Genomic DNA, 15729 nt, shown 5'->3' on the forward strand with positions numbered 1-15729 from the left:
ACGGAACAAGGGAACGGCCGCGTGGGGGCGCGGCCGTTCCGGTGTCCGGCGTGCCGTTTTGGCACCTGCGGCGGAATGTGTCCCGAGGGGCCCGCCGCGCCGGAGCAGGGATCAGGAAAAGAACGCGAAATCGAAGCCGAAGTCGAAGTCGAACCCGGTGAGCGGCTCGTCCAGCACCTCTTCGACCACGTCGACCACCTTGATGTCGAAACCGCCCGCGTCGTTCTTCAGTGCCACCGCATAGACCTCTTCCAGCCCGGCGGCCTCGAGATCCGCGTCGACCTGCTGGGCATAGGTCCAGGCCTTCAGGTAGCCCAGCAGGCTGTGGCCCGCATCGCCGGTGTCATAGGAAAAGCTGGCGACGTTGACGGTGGTCGACTCGGCGGCCGGATCCTCGGGCGAGGAGGTGATGGTGGTGAAATCGAAGCTGTCGATACCGCCGCTGGCCAGCCCGGTGATCATGGTCCCGGCCTCGTCGTTGAGCACGGGAGTGGTGTCGATCGTCTCTTCGGCGGTGGTGGAGTTGAGGCCGGTGAAGCGTGCGAAGTTGCCAAATGCCATGTCTGTGGTTCCTTTGATCTGAAGCCCGGCGCCGCCGGGTGGTCATTGTGGAATAAGCGTCCCTGCTTTGGCTTTGGCTGGCCGGGTGTCTGCCCCGGCAACCGCTGCCGATGAGGGCGGTATCGCCGGCAGCCGGGGAGTTTCGTCGTCCATATTCGGGCTTTTTGATGTCCCGGGGCGAAGATTATCTTTGAATTTTAATAGGATGGAACGCGTCTTCGGGCCTGTCCGTCGCAGTCCGGGCGCGCAAGCAAAGAGGGCCCGGCCGATGTGGCCGGGCCCGGGAAGGCAGTCTGTCAGGGCGGCGCGTCAGTCGGGCCAGGTCACGCCGGTCAGGTCGGTGGCGGCGGTGGGCGCATTGGCCCAGAGCCCTTCGATCCCCGCCTTGGCCACGGTCAGCGCGGCCAGCTGGAAGAGGTAGCCGTTGACGTAATCCTCGGCGATCATCGTCTGCGCCTGGCCCAGCATCTCGGCCCGCTGGTCCGGGTCGGTGGTGGCGTCAAGCTTGGACATCAGGGCCTGGAACTCGGCATCGTCATACTGAAAGTAGTAATCCGGCCGGGCATAGATGCCGATGTCCATCGGTTCGGTATGGCTGACGATGGTGAGGCCGAAATCCTTGCCCTTGAAGACCTGTTCCAGCCATTGCGCCCATTCGAGGTTGGAAATTTCCGTCTCGATCCCCACGGCGCGGAGCTGGGCGGCGACGATCTCGCCGCCGCGGCGGGCATAAGACGGGGGCGGCAGTTTCAGCGTGGTGGTGAAACCGTCGGCAAAGCCGGCCTCGGCCAGCAGGGCCTTGGCCTTCTCGGGGTCGTAGTCGGACGTGCCGGTCAGGTCGACATAAGCCGGGTTGTGCGGCGCGAAATGCGTGCCGATGGGCGTGCCATAGCCGAACATGGCGCCGTCGATGATCGCCTGCCGGTCGATGGCATGGGCGATCGCCTCGCGGACCTTCACGTTGTCCAGCGGCGGCATCTTGTTGTTGATCGACAGGATCGTTTCGCCCTCGGTGGAGCCGACGAGCACCTGGAAGCGGGGATCGGCCTCGAACTGGGGCAGGTTTTCGGGCGCGGGGAAGCCGGTGAAGACATCGACATCCTCGGCCATCATCGCGGCGAAGGCGGCGGTGGGATCCGAGATGAACTTGAACGTGGCCGAGGCCATGGCCGGCTGGTCGCCCCAGTAATCTGGATTGCGCGTCAGCTCGATCCGGTCGCCCTGCACCCAATCGGCAAAGGTATAGGGGCCGGTGCCCACGGGGTTGGTGGTGATCGTCTCGATGCTTTCGGGCGCGACGATGACGGCGTCACCCCAGGCGAGGTTGAACAGGAACAACCCGTTGGGTTCGCTCAGGGTGACGACCACGGTGCTGTCGTCGGGTGTCTCGACCGAGGCGATGCCGGTGAAGAGCGCCTTCTGCGCGTTCTGGCTGTCGTCGGCGCGGGCGCGGTCGAGCGAGAACTTCACGTCCTCGGAGGTCATGGCCGAGCCGTCGTGGAAGGTCACGCCCTCGCGTAGGTGGAAGGTATAGGTCAGCCCGTCGTCCGAGATCTCCCAGCTTTCGGCGAGACCGGGCACGACCGATCCGTCGCCCATGAAGCGGGTGAGGCCTTCGAAGATGTTGGTGTAGACCACCGAATCGATGGCCTGCGCCGCGGCCGAGGTCGGATCCAGATGCGGCGGTTCAAGCTGCATGGCGATGGTGATGGTGTCGCGGGCCTGGGCGGCGGTGACACCGGCCAGCAGGGCGGCCGCAGCGGCAAACCCCAGCCGCCGGGTGAAACGTGACATGGTCTTACTCCCTATCGTCCTGGCCGCAGGTTCCGCGCGGCCCTTGGCGGCAGTGTTGGCAAGAACCCCTGTCCTGACAAGAGATTTGTCCCGGATCGGGTCGCCCGGCACACCGGCGCCGGAGATCAGGCCCGGGGATGGGTCCCGAAGGCGATGCCGGGGGCACAGAGCCGGCCTCACGGGAATGTTGAGGCGGCGCGGGATGCCGGATGGGCCCGGACGCGCTATGATAAGGTGCAGGACTATATGTGACCGCCGCCCAGACCCGCGCCCTTGCAGGCGCGTCCCGGGCAAGGGAGATCCTTATGACCGCACCGTTCTACAACCGCCGTTCCTTTCTGATCACCGCCGGGCTGGCCGGCGCCGGGGCCCTGCAGTGGCCGATCGGCGCGCTGGCGCAGGCCTATCAGCCGACGCAGACCATGCGCGGCGGGGCCAACAATTACCGACCGGGCGCGCCCCTTGTCGACAAGCTGGGCAACGGATTCTTCGTGCGCGGAAAGGTGCTGCGCGCGGGGGACGGGGCGCCGCTGCGCAACGTCCGCATCCAGATCTGGGCCGCCACGACGCTGGGCGGCGAGCGCGAGCCGCGCAACCATGGCTCTGTCCTGACCGGGGAGGGCGGGCAGTTCGAGCTGGAGATGGAGCAGATCGTGCCGAACTTCGGGCAGCCGCATGCGCACCTGGCTTATGACGATGCCGATTTCAAAACCGTCTTCCTGCGCCCGGTGATGCCGTCGGCCAGCGATACCTCGGTCACCGCGGATTTCGTGCTGGCGCCGGCCTGATCCCGTGACCGGACGGACCTGGAACGTGCCCCTGGCCTGGGGCGCGGTGCTGGCCGTGATGATCGTGCCGGTGGTGCTGGCGGCGTTCAACCCCTGGCTGGCCTATCGCAATGCCGCCTATATCGTCGGCGGCTTCGCCGGGATCCTCTGCCTGTCTCTCATGCTGCTGCAGCCGTTGCTGGCGGCGGGCTACCTGCCGGGGCTGTCGCCCGTCGCGGCGACCCGCTGGCACCGGAGGATCGGCACCCTGCTGGTGGCCTTCGTGGCGGTGCATGTGGGCGGGCTTTACCTGACATCGCCGATGGACACGGTCGACGTGCTGCTGTTGCGCGCGCCGACGCCGTTTTCGGTACATGGCTTCCTGGCGATGTGGGGGATCGTGATCACCGCCCTGCTGGTGGTCTTGCGCCGCCGGCTGGGCCTGCCGCCGGGACTGTGGCGCTGGCTGCACAACGCGCTGGCGCTGGGCGTGGTGGTGACCACCTGCATCCACGCCGCCCGGATCGAGGGCGCGATGGGCGCAGCATCGAAGGCGGTCCTGCTGGCGGCGGTCCTGATGGCCACGCTGGCCGCGCTGCTGGACCTGCGGCTGCTCCGGCCTATCGTCCTCAAACGTCGGGCCCGTCAGGGGTTTTGACGGTTGAAGCCCGGTTGCATCGGGCTTTACACAGGTCCGGACCGATGGGAGCAGGCGCATGGACGACATATTTGTCATCGGAGGCGGCATCAACGGCTGCGGCATCGCGCGCGACGCGGTGGGTCGCGGCCTGTCGGTGACCCTGGCCGAGAAGAGCGACCTGGCACAGGCGACCTCTTCGGCGTCGACCAAGCTGTTCCACGGCGGGCTGCGCTACCTCGAGTATTTCGAGATCCGGCTGGTGCGCGAGGCCCTGCAGGAGCGTGAGACGCTGCTGAAGGCGATGCCGCATATCTCGTGGCCGATGCGCTTCGTGCTGCCGCTGAGCCCGGAGATGCGGTTCGATACGGAAACCCCGGCGGCGAAGCTGCTGAATTCGGTGATGCCCTGGATGAAGGGCCGCCGGCCCAGCTGGATGATCCGGGCGGGGCTGATGCTGTACGACAATCTCGGCGGGCGCGAGATCCTGCCGGGCACCAAGCGGCTGGATCTGACGCAGGATCCGGCGGGGAAACCGTTGCAGGACCGCTTTCAGCAGGCGTTCGAATATTCCGATTGCTGGGTGCAAGATGCGCGGCTGGTCGTCCTGAACGCCCGTGACGCCGAGGCGCGCGGCGCGAAGATCATGACCCGGACCGAGGTGGTTTCGACCCATCGCGCGGCCGATCACTGGGAGATCACCTGCCGCGATGCCGACGGAGAGGAGACCACGCACCAGGCGCGGCTGCTGGTCAATGCCGGCGGCCCCTGGGCGGCGGATGTGCTGGGCCGTGTGGCCCATGTGAACACCGCCGAGAAGGTGCGGCTGGTGCGCGGCAGCCATATCGTGACGAAGCGGCTTTTCGACCACGACCGCGCGTATTTCTTCCAGGGCACCGACGGGCGGATCATCTTCGCCATCCCCTATGAACAGGATTTCACCCTGATCGGCACCACCGACCGCGATCACCCCGATCCGCAGACGCCCGCCGAATGCACCGATGCCGAGGCCGATTACCTGCTGGCCTTCGCCTCGGATTACTTCCGCAAGCCGGTGACGCGCGACGACATCGTCTGGCGCTATTCCGGGGTGCGGCCTCTGTACGACGACGGCGCGACCTCGGCCACGGCGGCGACGCGGGATTACGTGCTGACGCTGGAAACCACCGCAGCGCCGCTGCTGTCGGTCTTCGGCGGCAAGATCACCACCTACCGGCGGCTGGCGGAATCGGCGCTGGAAAAGATCGGAAGCGTCCTGCCGGTGGCCAAGGGCAGCTGGACCGCCGGTGTCGCGCTGCCGGGCGGTGACATCGCGGTGCGCGACGTGCCGGGCGCGGTCACCGCGCTGTGCGACCGCTACCCGTTCCTGGACCCGGCCGAAGCGCTGCGGCTGTTCCGGACCCATGGCACGCAGGTTGGCGACATCTTTGGCGACGCGGCCACGCGCGACGACCTGGGCCGCGATTTCGGCGGCGGGCTGAGCGAGGCCGAGGTCACGTGGCTCATGGACCGTGAATATGCCTGCGCGGCCGAGGACATCCTGTGGCGCCGTACCAAGCTGGGCCTGCGGCTGTCGGAGGACGAGGCCGCGGCCCTGGGCGCCTGGATGGCGGACCGGCGGGCCGGACAGCGGGAAGAGGAGAGGACCAAATGAGCCATATCGTTGCCATCGACCAGGGCACCACGTCCAGCCGGGCAATCGTCTTCGACAGCAAGATGCGCCCCGTCGCCTCGGCCCAGCAGGAATTCCCGCAGTATTACCCCGCCTCGGGCCACGTGGAACACGACCCGGAAGAGATCTGGGACAGCGTCGAAGCCACCCTGCGCCAGGCGGTCGAGAAAGCCGGGCTGAACGCCGCCGACATCGCCGGGATCGGCATCACCAACCAGCGCGAAACCACCCTGGTGTGGGAACGCGACACCGGAAAATGCCTGGGCCGTGCCATCGTCTGGCAGGACCGCCGCACCGCCGCCTTCTGCGCCAAACTGCGCGACGAGGGCCACGAAGACCTGGTGGCATCGACCGCGGGCCTCCTGCTCGACCCGTATTTCTCGGCCACGAAACTGGCCTGGATCCTCGACCAGCACGATGGCAGCCGCGAACGCGCGGCGAAGGGAGAGCTGCTCTTCGGCACCGTCGACAGCTTCCTGATCTGGCGGCTTACCGGCGGCAAGCGCCACGTGACCGAGGCGACCAACGCCTCGCGCACCGCGCTCTTCGACATCGACACCCAGGACTGGAGCCCGGAGCTTTGCAAGCTTTTCGGCATCCCGATGGAGATGCTGCCGGAGGTGCTCGACTGCGCGGCCGAGTTCGGCGAGACGGAACTGCTGGGCGCACCGGTCAGGATCCTGGGCGTGGCGGGCGATCAGCAGGCGGCGACGCTGGGCCAGGCCTGTTTCCAGCCCGGGATGATGAAATCCACCTATGGCACGGGTTGCTTCGCGCTGATGAACACCGGCCCGGACCGGGTGAGCTCGCAGAACCGGCTGCTGACAACGGTCGCCTACCGCCTGGACGGACAGGTCACCTATGCGCTCGAAGGGTCGATCTTCATCGCCGGCGCGGTGGTGCAATGGCTGCGCGACGCGTTGCAGATCATCGGCTCGGCCGACGAGAGCGGGCCCCTGGCCGAAGCCGCCGACGCCGCACAGGGCGTGACGCTCGTGCCCGCCTTCACCGGCCTGGGCGCGCCCTACTGGGCGCCGGATTGCCGCGGGGCGGTCTTCGGGCTGACGCGCGGCTCGGGCCGGGCAGAGTTCGCGCGGGCGGCGCTGGAAAGCGTGGCCTTCCAGACCCGCGACCTCTGGGAAGCGATGCGCGCCGACGGTGCCGGCAGCGACGACACCGTGCTGCGTGTCGACGGCGGCATGGTCGCCAGCGACTGGACGATGCAGCGCCTGTCCGACGTGCTGGGCGCCCCGGTCGATCGCCCGGTGATGGCCGAAACCACCGCCCTGGGCGCCGCCTGGCTCGCCGGCATGCGCGCCGGGGTCTACCCCGATGCCGAAGGCTTCGCCGCCATGTGGGCCCTCGACCGCCGGTTCGAACCGCAATCGGACGAGGACAGCCGCACGTCGGATTACGCCCGCTGGAAACGCGCCGTGGACGCCGCCCTGGCCTTCTGAGGCCCGGGCCAGACCTCCCCACCGACCACCGCCTCCGCGACACACCGTCCCCGGTGCCCCTCTCCCCTGCGGACCAGCCGCGACACGGCCGGCCCCGGATGCGCCGCCCCCCTGTCTTCACCTTTGCACAAATACCTCATCCCCCGGCCGCCCCCGGGCACCGTCCGCGCAGACAAGGACACCGCGCCCCTGTCTTCTTCTTGGACAAAATACTCCAGAGCCCGGCCAGCGACCCGCACGACGCCCGAGGTCAGCGCCCTCCGAGGATTCCGTCCAGGTGCCGGTCCAGGTAGATCCTCAGCCAGGGTGTGAAGCGCTCCGGTGCCGCGGCGATTTCGGATTGCAGCGCGGGCAATGTGCTCCACCGTATGTCCATCACCTCGTCGGGGTTCGGCACCGGCGCCAGATCCGCGCCGGCCTCGGCGACGAAGACATCCACCACTTCGTGCTCGACCATGCCGCCGCCGACACTGGCCCGGTACTCAAGCTGCTCCCGGAACTCCGGCGAAAGCCCGGCAATGCCCAGCTCTTCCTCCAGCCGCCGCAGGGCGCAATCGCGCGGGGCCTCGTCCCAGTGGGGATGGGTGCAGCAGGTGTTCGCCCAGAGCCCGGGGGTGTGGTACTTGCCCATCGCGCGGCGCTGCAGCAGGATCTCCTCTCCCTTCCGGACAAAGACCGACACGGCCTTGTGACGCAGCCCGGCGACATGGGCATGCAGCTTGTCGACCGGGGCAAGGCGGTCGTCGATCCAGGCGGGAATTTGCGTCATGCGCGGGCAGATAGGGGGCATTGGCGGTCAAGGCAAGGCCGGTTGCCCTGCGCAGGGCAGGGCCCCCCGGGGCGGTTTGCCGCGCGGGTGATCCTCCGAAGGTGCCGTTGACTCTGTGGCGGCGGGCCATACAACTTTGCCAAGAACGATTAAGGAGTGAGGACACATGCATCGCATCGTTGCAACCGTGATCGCCGGCCTGCTGGCCGCGCCGGTCCTGGCAGCTGAACACGAGACCGGTGACGCCGCCGCCGGCGAGAAGGATTTCCGCAAGTGCAAGGCGTGCCACGAGATCGTCGCCGACAACGGAGACGTGATCGTGAAGGGCGGCAAGACCGGCCCGAACCTTTACGGTGTGATCGGCCGACCCGTCGCGGGGACCGATTTCAACTATGGCGACTCGATCGTGGCCGTGGGCGAAACCGGCGCGGTCTGGGACTTCGACAACTTTACCGCCTATGTCGAGGATCCGAGCGCCTGGCTGGAAGAACAGCTGGACGACAGCTCGGCCCGGTCGAAGATGGCATTCAAGCTGCGCAGCGGCGGCGATGACATCTATGCGTACCTGGTGAGCGTGTCGGGCGAATAAGCCCCGCCCTGTCGGGAGTGACCCAGGACGGCCGCGGCAGTTCCGCGGCCGTTGTCGTATGAGCTCTCAGCCGTTCAGCTCTGACCAGCAGGGCAGCAGGTCGCCCGGTTCGGGCCGGGCGTGGTAGATGGCGCGCGCGATGGCGCGGGCCAGGCACAGCGCGGCGGCATGGCAGATCTGGTCAAGCAGCCGGGCACCGGGCGCGACCGGCCGGGCGCCGGTCGACAGGCCGAAGACCAGGTCGCCGTCGCCGGGGGCATGGGCCGGCACTGTGGCGCGCCCGATGCCGTCATGGGCGGCGATCGACAGGCGCTGGCATTCGGCCTTGGTCAGATCCGCGTCGGTGCCCACGATGGCAATGGTGGTATTGGCACGCTCGCTGGCGCCGGTCCTGAAGGCGCGCATCTTGCGGCTGTCAAGCACGCGGCCCAGGCCCGAGGCCGGGTCGGGGCCCAGCCCGCCGAATTCCCCGTCGATTTCGAAGGGCGCGGCCCAGAAATGCCGGTCGCCGGGCGTGGTGACCGCGCCCATCGGGTTGCTGACCACCAGCGCGCCCACGGTATGCCCGCTGTCCAGCACCAGCGACGCCGACCCCAGCCCGCCCTTCACCATCGCGGTCAGCGCCCCGGTTCCCGCGCCTGCGGTGCCCAGGCCGAAATCGGGCCGCGCGGCCTCCAGCGCGGCGCGGCCAAGGTCGGGATAGGGCGTCGCGTCCCAGTCCTTGGCGCCGCCGTTGAGCAGGTCGAAGATGATCGCCCCGGGCACAAGCGGGATCACCGCCGGGCCGATGCGAAAGCCGCGCCCCTGTGCGCGCAGCCCGGCCATCACCCCGCCGCAGGCATCAAGCCCGTAGGCCGAGCCGCCCGACAGCACCAGCGCGTCGACCTGCGCCACCGACTTGTCGGGCGCCAGAAGGTCGGTTTCGCGCGTGCCGGGGCCGCCGCCCATCACGTGGACCGAGGCGGTGAAGGGGGCATCGGCGGTCAGCACGGTGGTGCCGGATTTCAGTGTGGCATCGGCGGCATTGCCGACCTTCAGGCCGGCGATGTCGGTGATCAGGTTCTTCGGTCCGGGGTGCATTCGGCTCTCTTCGGGGCTTGGGGACCGCGGCCCCGGGCGGGGCCGCGTATGAGGTTTTGCGCCTGCTGACGCAGGCGCGGGGGGCGCCCCTTCGGGGTGCTCAGATGCAGCGGCCGCCGTCGACCTCCATGGCGACGCCGGTGACCATGCTGGCCTCGTCCGAACACAGGTAGCAGGCGGCGTTGGCGATGTCTTCGGGCGTCGAAAACCGGCCCAGAGGGATGGTGGACAGGAATTTCGCGCGCATCTCGGGCGTGTCCTCGCCCAGGAAGCTCTTGAGCAGCGGGGTTTCCCCGGCGACCGGGTTCACGGCGTTGACGCGGATGCCCTCGGGCGCCAGTTCGACGGCCATGGTGCGGGTCGCAGTGATCATCCAGCCTTTCGAGGCATTGTACCAGTTCAGCCGCGGCCGGGGCGAGACGCCGGCGGTCGAGGCGACATTCAGGATGGCGCCGCTTTTCCGGGATTTCATGTGCGGCACCAGGTATTTGGCCGTCAGGTAGACGGATTTCACGTTGACCGCCATGACCCGGTCGAAATCCTCTTCCGAGACATCCTCCATCGGGGTCGGCAGATGCGTGACCCCGGCGTTGTTGACCAGGATATCGACATGGCCCAGCCCTTTCAGGGCGGCCTTGGCCAGCGCCTCCACGCTTGGCCCATAGGCCACGTCGACCGTGTGCGCGACCCCGCCGACCTCCTGCGCGATCTCGCGCGCGGCCTCGGTGTCGATGTCGGCGATCATGACCTTCGCCCCCTCGGCGGCGAACTTGCGCGCGATGCCCGCGCCAAAGCCCGAGCCGCCCCCGGTGATGATCGCTGTCTTGTCCTGCAGGCGCATTTGGGTCTCCCTCCCTCTCTCCTGCGGGGACGATAGACCACGAGGCGAAAGCGGGGCCAACGGTTTTTCTCTGGGCCCGTGGATGGGAAATCAAGGGCTTGGCACGAGAGACGGGGCGCGAGGATCGCCATCCCGCGATGAGGGCAGCGGGAGGATGCGGTGGGGATGCCACTGGTTCGGGCACCAATCGCGACGGGCGGGTGCGCCCGGCCGAAACCCGGTTCAGTCGTCCTGCACCTTGCCGCGCAGGGCCTTGACCGATCCGCGCTGCTTCTTCGCCTCGATCCGGCGGCGCTGCGAGGCGCGGGTGGGTTTCGTGGCGATGCGGCGCTTGGGGGCGACCAGCGCCTTGCGGATCAGCTCGGCCAGACGCTCGCGCGCGATCTCGCGGTTGCGGGCCTGGCTGCGGGTCTCGTCGCAGAAGAGCACCAGAGCACCTTCCTGCGTCCAGCGCCGCCCGGCCAGCCGCCGCAGCCGCGCCTTCACCGGCGGCGTCAGCGCGGGCGAGCGTTCCGCTTCAAAGCGCAGCTCCACCGCGGTGGAGACCTTGTTGACGTTCTGACCGCCGGGGCCGCTGGCGCGGACGAATTGCTCGGTCAGCTCCCAGTCTTCCAGCGCGATCTTGTCGGTTATCCGCAACATGGGGCCGTCATACGCCATTGTCGGCGGCGGAAAAAGCGGTCCGCGACCGGGGAGGGGGCAAGCCGGGCACGCCTGCCCGAAAAGGCCGCATGGGCCGGGCGCGTGGACCAGTGATTCAAGGTGCTTCAGGGGAAGTGATCCGAGGAAAGCGATCAAGGGAAATTCGGCCAAGGAAAGTGACCAAAGGAAAACGACCCGGATACAAAAAGGGCCGCCCGGTTCGCCGGACGGCCCTTCGAAAGCTAGGGAGGTGGGTCGGTCAGAGCCGGACAGTGTCCGGATCATCCGTCGGACCAACCGCCAAGGACTGCCTCAGTGGGCGGCCTCCGGACTTGTCCCGACACCTCGCTCCAATACCTTTCTTGACACTGGACCACCTCCTTTCACGTTGTTGAAACCTGTCCTCAGCGTGGCACGAAGAACGCGGATCCACCAAGCGAAATCTTCACGCAATTGCACCTTTCGCGGTCCACCGCCGCAGGATCAGGCGGAAGGGAATCAGCGCCAGAAGCGCCAGCGCCAGTTTCACGCCCCAGTCGGCCACGGCGAGCGACATCCACAGCGGCGCGATGGGCCCGGTGCCCAGCAGCGGCAGCGCCTCGTTGGCCCAGCTCACGTCGTTGGCGGGGTCGATGAAGGTAAAGGCGGCCGAGAAGGCGATGGTGAAGAACAGCGCCGTGTCCAGCGTCGCGCCCAGCAGGGTCGAGACCAGCGGCGCCTGCCACCAGGCCCGCCCGCGCAGGGCCGAGAAGACGGCGACGTCCAGCAGCTGCGCCGTCAGGAAGGCGAGGCCCGAGGCGATCGCCACGCGCAGCGTCACCAGGGGCCCGAATTCGCCCGTGATCTGGGTGCCGATGAACGAACAGGCGACGCCGACGGCAAAGCCCGCCAGAACCACCTTGCGCGCCTGGGACGCGCCGTAGATCCGGTTGGTCAGGTCGGTCACGAGGAAGGCAAGCGGATAGGTGAATGCGCCCCAGGTCAGCCATTGGCCGAAGAGGAATTGTACGAGGATGTTCGAGGCCACCACGATGGCGGCCATGGCCAGGATTCCCGGCCAGAGTTTGCGTGTCATGTCTGATGCCCGTTTTGACAAGGTTGCGGCGACTTGTTCCGCCGGACCCTCCGAAGAGACGGCGGATGGGCGCGGCGCTTACTGGCTTCGCGCCGCGGATGCAAGAGGGACGGCGACCGGCGTGCCTTTGGTCCCGGCCTTTGCGTCGCGCTGCGCGGGCGGCTCGGGCAGGCGGTATTCCACGATCTCGGAGCGCTGGAACCAGTTCATGTTGTCGTCCGACACCATCGTCGCCACCAGCGCGCCTGCGGCATTGCGCCAGACCGACACGCCTTCGAGGTTGTCGTGGATGCCCGGCCCGGTCTGCAGCAGGATCTCGACCTTGCCACCCGTGACTGGCAGCCGGATCAGCCGTGTGCTGAACCCAAGCGGCCCGAAGCGGCGCATCAGGATATAGAACTGTTCCTCGACGATATCCGCGCCGACCGGGCGAAAGCCGCTTTCGGGCAGCTGCATCACCACCTCCCATGCCGTGCCGTCCCAGCGGTAGACCGGTGTCGGCGCGCCCGAGGGCGTGACACGCTCCGGCATGGTGTAAAGCCGGCCCATCCCGTCAGCGGCCAGCGCCTCGAGGCTGCTGTTCAGGCCCATGTCGGCGAAATCCGGGTGCGGCGGCAGGGTGCGGGCCGGGGCACGCAGATCGTCATGGCAATCGACGCCGGGATCGGGGCCTTCATAGGACATGCAGAGCCCGCCGCCGGGCAGCCGGGCCAGCCCCTCGGAATCCGTGCGCTCGCGCGGCTGCGGCCGACCGTCGGGGCCGGAGATTCGGGCGCTGTTCCAGCCGGTCGCGGCCACGGGCACGCCGTTCTCGCGTTTGATCAGCGCGCGGGCCCAGCGGCCGCGATCGTTGATCAGCAGCATCGCCGCGCCGTCCGGGGACATCTCGATCCCCGAAAAGCCGCCGAACCAGGGCGCATCGTGGCTGAGCCTCAGCGTGCCGATCAGCTCGGCCCCGGGCCGGGCACCTTGGGCACCGGCCGGCGGGGTGAGGCCGGCCAGGGCAACGATTGCGAGGGCGAGACGGGCCCGGGACCGGCTCAATTCGGGTTCAGCACGATGGAACAGGCCTGCGGCAGATCGGCGAGCCGGTATTCCCGGCGCGGTGCTGCGGCGGGGGCATTGGGATCGCGCGGCTTCGGCGGCGGCGGGTTGAGGATGTTGTTCACCCATTCCTGTGCTTCGGCGCAGCCGTCCCCGGGCGGGGGCGGGTTCTGTTCGACGCAGCCGCTCGCGCCACGCGGGCAGTTCAGCCGCACGTGGAAATGGTAATGATGTCCCCACCACGGCCGCACCTTGCGCAGCCAGTTGCGGTTGCCGCGCTCGTCCTGGCACATCTGCACCTTGGCGCCGGGAAAGACAAAGATCCGTGCGGTGCGCCGGTCGCTTGCCGCTTTCTTGATGATCTCGTGATGCGCGCGGGTCCATTGATCGTTCACATAGGCGCCCTTGGCCCGCTGCATCGAGATCGACGAGATGTTTTCGCGCTGGTTGCGGGACAGGCGCAGGTCGGTCGCCGGGCGCATCCAGATGTCGATATCCATGCCGATCTGGTGGCTGCGGTGGCCCGACAGCATCGGCCCGCCGCGCGGCTGGCTGATGTCGCCGATGTAAAGCCCGTTCCACCCCGGCTGGGTGGCGGCAAAGCGCGACAGATCCTCGATGAAATCGATGGTCTGTTCGTGGCCCCAGTTCCGGTTGCGCGACAGGCGCATGGCCTGCCATGTCGGCCCGGTTTCGGGCAGCTGCTGGCCTCCGGCCAGGCAGCCCTTGGAATAGGAACCGAAGGGTTCGGGTTGATGGGGCGAGCCATTTCGCTCTGCTCCGAACAAGGTCTTGGCCAGCGGCTGGGCCGCGGCAGGCAGAGCGAACGTGGCCAGTAGAAAGGCGATGGTTACGAGGTGACGCATGTGGCGGGCTCTCGGCTGCGGGAATCTCCGTCGGGTTTGACCCATGCGAGCAGGATAAGACCCATGGCGAAAAGCGCAATGAGCGGGCTTACGCCGATCTGCTGGCTCTGGCTGGCCCAGGTGGCCACGCCGATGCTGAGCGGGGCGACGAAGCTGGTGGACTTTCCGGCCAGCGCATAGAGGCCGAAGGCTTCGGTCATGCGCTCGGGGTTGGCCTGGCGGACCATCATGGAGCGGCTTGCCGATTGCAGAACGCCGCCCGCGGCGCCGATCAGGGCGCCCATGACGTACATGGCGATGTCGGGCAGGGCCGATCCTTCGGGCACGGGGAGGCCGTAGACGCTGGTGGGGCTGACAAAGACGATGCCCACGGCGACGGCGGTCAGGATCAGGATGCAGGTGGTGATGACGGGCTTGGGCCCGAACCGGTCGTCCAGGTGGCCGCCGGCCCAGGCGAAGAGCGCGCCGCAAATGATCGCGGTGATGCCGAAGATGCCGGTGTCGACCACCGACCAGCCCAGCACGCCCGAGGCATAGATGCCGCCGAAGGCATACATGCCGTTCAGCCCGTCACGGTAGAACATCGACGATCCGAGATAGGCAAAGAACGAGGGCGTGCGCGGCAGGTTGCGCACAGTGCCGGCCACGTCGCGCAGCGCCGCGCGCAGGGCGCCTTTCGGCGCGCGCTGCGGTGCCGGGTCGCGGACCCAGAGGAAGAAGGGCAGCATGAAGACGATGTACCACAGCGCCGTCAGCGGCCCGACGAACCGCGTGCCCTCGCGCGCCTGCGGATCCAGGCCGAAGGCGGGCTGCAGGCCTATGAAGGTGCGCCCGGTCTCGCCGCTTTCGGCGAAGAACAGCAGCATGATGACCAGCGCCAGCAGCCCTCCGGCATAGCCGAAGGCCCAGCCATTGCCCGAGATGCGCCCGATTTCGGACCGCGGGCCGAGGTCTGGCAGCATGGAGTTGGTGAAGATCGTCGCGAATTCCATCCCGATCATGCCGATCGCGAAGAGCACCAGCGTCAGTACCAGGTTGAACTGACCCGGCGCCGCGAGCCACAGCCCCGCCGCGCCCGCCACGTAAAACACCGAGAACAGCCGGATCCAGCCCAGGCGATTGCCCGACAGGTCCGCCATCGCCCCCAGGACAGGCGCCAGCACCGCGATGATCAGCCCCGCCGCACCGACGCCGAAGCCCCAGGCCGATTGCGCCCGGGATCCGCTGCCCATGAGCTCGCGGATGTAGGGGGCGAAGATGAATGTCATCAGAAGCGTGTTGTACGGCTGGCTTGCCCAGTCGAAGAAGTACCAGCCCCAGATGCGCCGGCGGCGTGCTCGAATGTCTGTCATGGGGTGATCTCGCGAGTTCACACGATATGGCAGGGAAATTAACCTAACTGCAAGAACAAGTTGGACAGATAGCCGCGCGGGACTTGCCCTGCGGGGCGGCGCGGCTTAGGTCGGAATGGTCGGACGCCGGGGCGGCACGGGAATCGTGGCGCCTGGGGCTCCGGGGCGTCGGGTAGAGGAGAATGCGACGATGATGGCGATCTACGGGCCGCTGCAGCTTATCCTGAGCGTGGTGTATTTCATCATGATTGCGCATATCATCATGAGCTGGCTCATCAATTTTCAGGTGCTGAACACGCGCCAGCCGCTGGTCTACCAGATCTGGTCGGGCCTGAACCAGCTGCTTGAGCCGATCTATCGCCCGATCCGGAGCATCCTGCCGAATACCGGCGCGATCGACCTGGCGCCGCTGGTGGCGCTGATCATCGTGATCTCGCTGCGGGCTTACGTGCTGCCGACGATCTTCGGTTTCTACTGACCCCGGCCGGTCGGCTGGCCGAGAAAATTCGTCGAATTTTCTGGACCCGCGGACCGCAGATGCCGTGTTCGTGCAGGTCCTGCCGGGCTGCGACCCCGTTGCAGG

Annotated in this window: 16 protein-coding genes; 6 read left to right on the top strand and 10 right to left on the bottom strand. The window is 67.7% G+C overall.

Annotated elements, in window-relative coordinates:
• Positions 1–111 precede the first annotated feature (111 nt).
• Positions 112–561 (bottom strand): hypothetical protein, encoded by a 450-nt coding sequence (locus ATO3_RS06875; RefSeq protein WP_088649081.1) that lies wholly within the window; start codon positions 559–561, stop codon positions 112–114.
• Positions 562–870: 309 nt separating this feature from the next.
• Positions 871–2355, bottom strand: coding sequence for an ABC transporter substrate-binding protein (locus ATO3_RS06880; protein ID WP_088649082.1), 1485 nt, complete (start codon positions 2353–2355; stop codon positions 871–873).
• A 305-nt stretch (positions 2356–2660) separates the two neighbouring features.
• Here ATO3_RS06880 and ATO3_RS06885 point away from each other — a divergent pair, with 305 nt between their 5' ends.
• Genes ATO3_RS06885 through glpK form a run of 4 tightly spaced genes read left to right on the top strand, consistent with a single transcriptional unit; the run spans position 2661 to position 6888 of the window.
• A complete protein-coding gene (locus tag ATO3_RS06885) occupies positions 2661–3143 on the top strand; it encodes a peptidase associated/transthyretin-like domain-containing protein (protein WP_088649083.1) in 483 nt (160 codons plus the stop codon).
• A gap of 4 nt (positions 3144–3147) precedes the next feature.
• Positions 3148–3780 (top strand): ferric reductase-like transmembrane domain-containing protein, encoded by a 633-nt coding sequence (locus tag ATO3_RS06890; RefSeq protein ID WP_233152054.1) that lies wholly within the window; start codon positions 3148–3150, stop codon positions 3778–3780.
• Between the two features lie 58 nt (positions 3781–3838).
• Positions 3839–5413: a glycerol-3-phosphate dehydrogenase gene (glpD, locus tag ATO3_RS06895; protein ID WP_088649084.1), complete on the top strand. Its 1575-nt coding sequence runs from the start codon at positions 3839–3841 to the stop codon at positions 5411–5413.
• Complete coding sequence (gene glpK, locus ATO3_RS06900; protein WP_088649085.1) at positions 5410–6888, top strand: glycerol kinase GlpK; 1479 nt, start codon at positions 5410–5412, stop codon at positions 6886–6888. Before glpD ends, glpK begins: the two co-directional genes overlap by 4 nt.
• Positions 6889–7138: 250 nt before the next feature.
• On the opposite strand, the gene idi is transcribed toward glpK, so the two are convergent.
• Entirely contained in the window at positions 7139–7657 is a 519-nt protein-coding gene (gene idi / locus ATO3_RS06905; protein ID WP_088649086.1) for an isopentenyl-diphosphate Delta-isomerase, read from the bottom strand.
• Between the two features lie 166 nt (positions 7658–7823).
• Between idi and ATO3_RS06910 the strand changes: the two genes are divergently transcribed.
• Entirely contained in the window at positions 7824–8246 is a 423-nt protein-coding gene (locus tag ATO3_RS06910; protein ID WP_088649087.1) for a c-type cytochrome, read from the top strand.
• Positions 8247–8312: 66 nt separating this feature from the next.
• On the opposite strand, the gene ATO3_RS06915 is transcribed toward ATO3_RS06910, so the two are convergent.
• The 7 genes from ATO3_RS06915 to ATO3_RS06945 all read right to left on the bottom strand — a co-directional run bounded on the left by ATO3_RS06915 (position 8313) and on the right by ATO3_RS06945 (position 15146).
• Positions 8313–9326, bottom strand: a complete 1014-nt coding sequence (locus ATO3_RS06915; protein ID WP_088649088.1) for a P1 family peptidase — start codon at positions 9324–9326, stop codon at positions 8313–8315.
• Between the two features lie 100 nt (positions 9327–9426).
• Complete coding sequence (locus ATO3_RS06920) at positions 9427–10167, bottom strand: glucose 1-dehydrogenase (protein WP_088649089.1); 741 nt, start codon at positions 10165–10167, stop codon at positions 9427–9429.
• A 222-nt stretch (positions 10168–10389) separates the two neighbouring features.
• A complete protein-coding gene (gene arfB, locus ATO3_RS06925; protein ID WP_088649090.1) occupies positions 10390–10809 on the bottom strand; it encodes an alternative ribosome rescue aminoacyl-tRNA hydrolase ArfB in 420 nt (139 codons plus the stop codon).
• 445 nt (positions 10810–11254) lie between these two features.
• On the bottom strand, positions 11255–11884 hold the full coding sequence (locus ATO3_RS06930) for a queuosine precursor transporter (RefSeq protein ID WP_088649091.1): 630 nt from the start codon (positions 11882–11884) through the stop codon (positions 11255–11257).
• A gap of 78 nt (positions 11885–11962) precedes the next feature.
• On the bottom strand, positions 11963–12928 hold the full coding sequence (locus ATO3_RS06935; protein ID WP_088649092.1) for an esterase-like activity of phytase family protein: 966 nt from the start codon (positions 12926–12928) through the stop codon (positions 11963–11965).
• Positions 12925–13794, bottom strand: coding sequence for a penicillin-insensitive murein endopeptidase (mepA, locus tag ATO3_RS06940; protein ID WP_088649093.1), 870 nt, complete (start codon positions 13792–13794; stop codon positions 12925–12927). The genes ATO3_RS06935 and mepA overlap by 4 nt, the downstream gene beginning before the upstream one ends.
• Positions 13779–15146 (bottom strand): MFS transporter, encoded by a 1368-nt coding sequence (locus tag ATO3_RS06945; RefSeq protein WP_198963217.1) that lies wholly within the window; start codon positions 15144–15146, stop codon positions 13779–13781. Before ATO3_RS06945 ends, mepA begins: the two co-directional genes overlap by 16 nt.
• Positions 15147–15336: 190 nt before the next feature.
• Here ATO3_RS06945 and ATO3_RS06950 point away from each other — a divergent pair, with 190 nt between their 5' ends.
• Positions 15337–15624 (top strand): YggT family protein, encoded by a 288-nt coding sequence (locus ATO3_RS06950; RefSeq protein ID WP_088649094.1) that lies wholly within the window; start codon positions 15337–15339, stop codon positions 15622–15624.
• The last annotated feature ends 105 nt before the right edge of the window (positions 15625–15729 follow it).

Source organism: Marinibacterium profundimaris, assembly GCF_002210095.1.
Taxonomy (GTDB): Bacteria; Pseudomonadota; Alphaproteobacteria; order Rhodobacterales; family Rhodobacteraceae; genus Marinibacterium; species Marinibacterium profundimaris.

Bases quoted from the DNA above. Each gene is read 5' to 3' on its own strand.
- ATO3_RS06875 (WP_088649081.1), bottom strand. From the start codon at position 561: ATGGCATTTGGCAACTTCGCACGCTTCACCGGCCTCAACTCCACCACC.
- ATO3_RS06945 (WP_198963217.1), bottom strand. From the start codon at position 15,146: ATGACAGACATTCGAGCACGCCGCCGGCGCATCTGGGGCTGGTACTTC.
- ATO3_RS06950 (WP_088649094.1), top strand. From the start codon at position 15,337: ATGATGGCGATCTACGGGCCGCTGCAGCTTATCCTGAGCGTGGTGTAT.
- mepA (WP_088649093.1), bottom strand. From the start codon at position 13,794: ATGCGTCACCTCGTAACCATCGCCTTTCTACTGGCCACGTTCGCTCTG.
- ATO3_RS06910 (WP_088649087.1), top strand. From the start codon at position 7,824: ATGCATCGCATCGTTGCAACCGTGATCGCCGGCCTGCTGGCCGCGCCG.
- ATO3_RS06880 (WP_088649082.1), bottom strand. From the start codon at position 2,355: ATGTCACGTTTCACCCGGCGGCTGGGGTTTGCCGCTGCGGCCGCCCTG.
- ATO3_RS06885 (WP_088649083.1), top strand. From the start codon at position 2,661: ATGACCGCACCGTTCTACAACCGCCGTTCCTTTCTGATCACCGCCGGG.
- glpK (WP_088649085.1), top strand. From the start codon at position 5,410: ATGAGCCATATCGTTGCCATCGACCAGGGCACCACGTCCAGCCGGGCA.
- ATO3_RS06915 (WP_088649088.1), bottom strand. From the start codon at position 9,326: ATGCACCCCGGACCGAAGAACCTGATCACCGACATCGCCGGCCTGAAG.
- ATO3_RS06920 (WP_088649089.1), bottom strand. From the start codon at position 10,167: ATGCGCCTGCAGGACAAGACAGCGATCATCACCGGGGGCGGCTCGGGC.
- idi (WP_088649086.1), bottom strand. From the start codon at position 7,657: ATGACGCAAATTCCCGCCTGGATCGACGACCGCCTTGCCCCGGTCGAC.
- glpD (WP_088649084.1), top strand. From the start codon at position 3,839: ATGGACGACATATTTGTCATCGGAGGCGGCATCAACGGCTGCGGCATC.
- ATO3_RS06930 (WP_088649091.1), bottom strand. From the start codon at position 11,884: ATGACACGCAAACTCTGGCCGGGAATCCTGGCCATGGCCGCCATCGTG.
- arfB (WP_088649090.1), bottom strand. From the start codon at position 10,809: ATGTTGCGGATAACCGACAAGATCGCGCTGGAAGACTGGGAGCTGACC.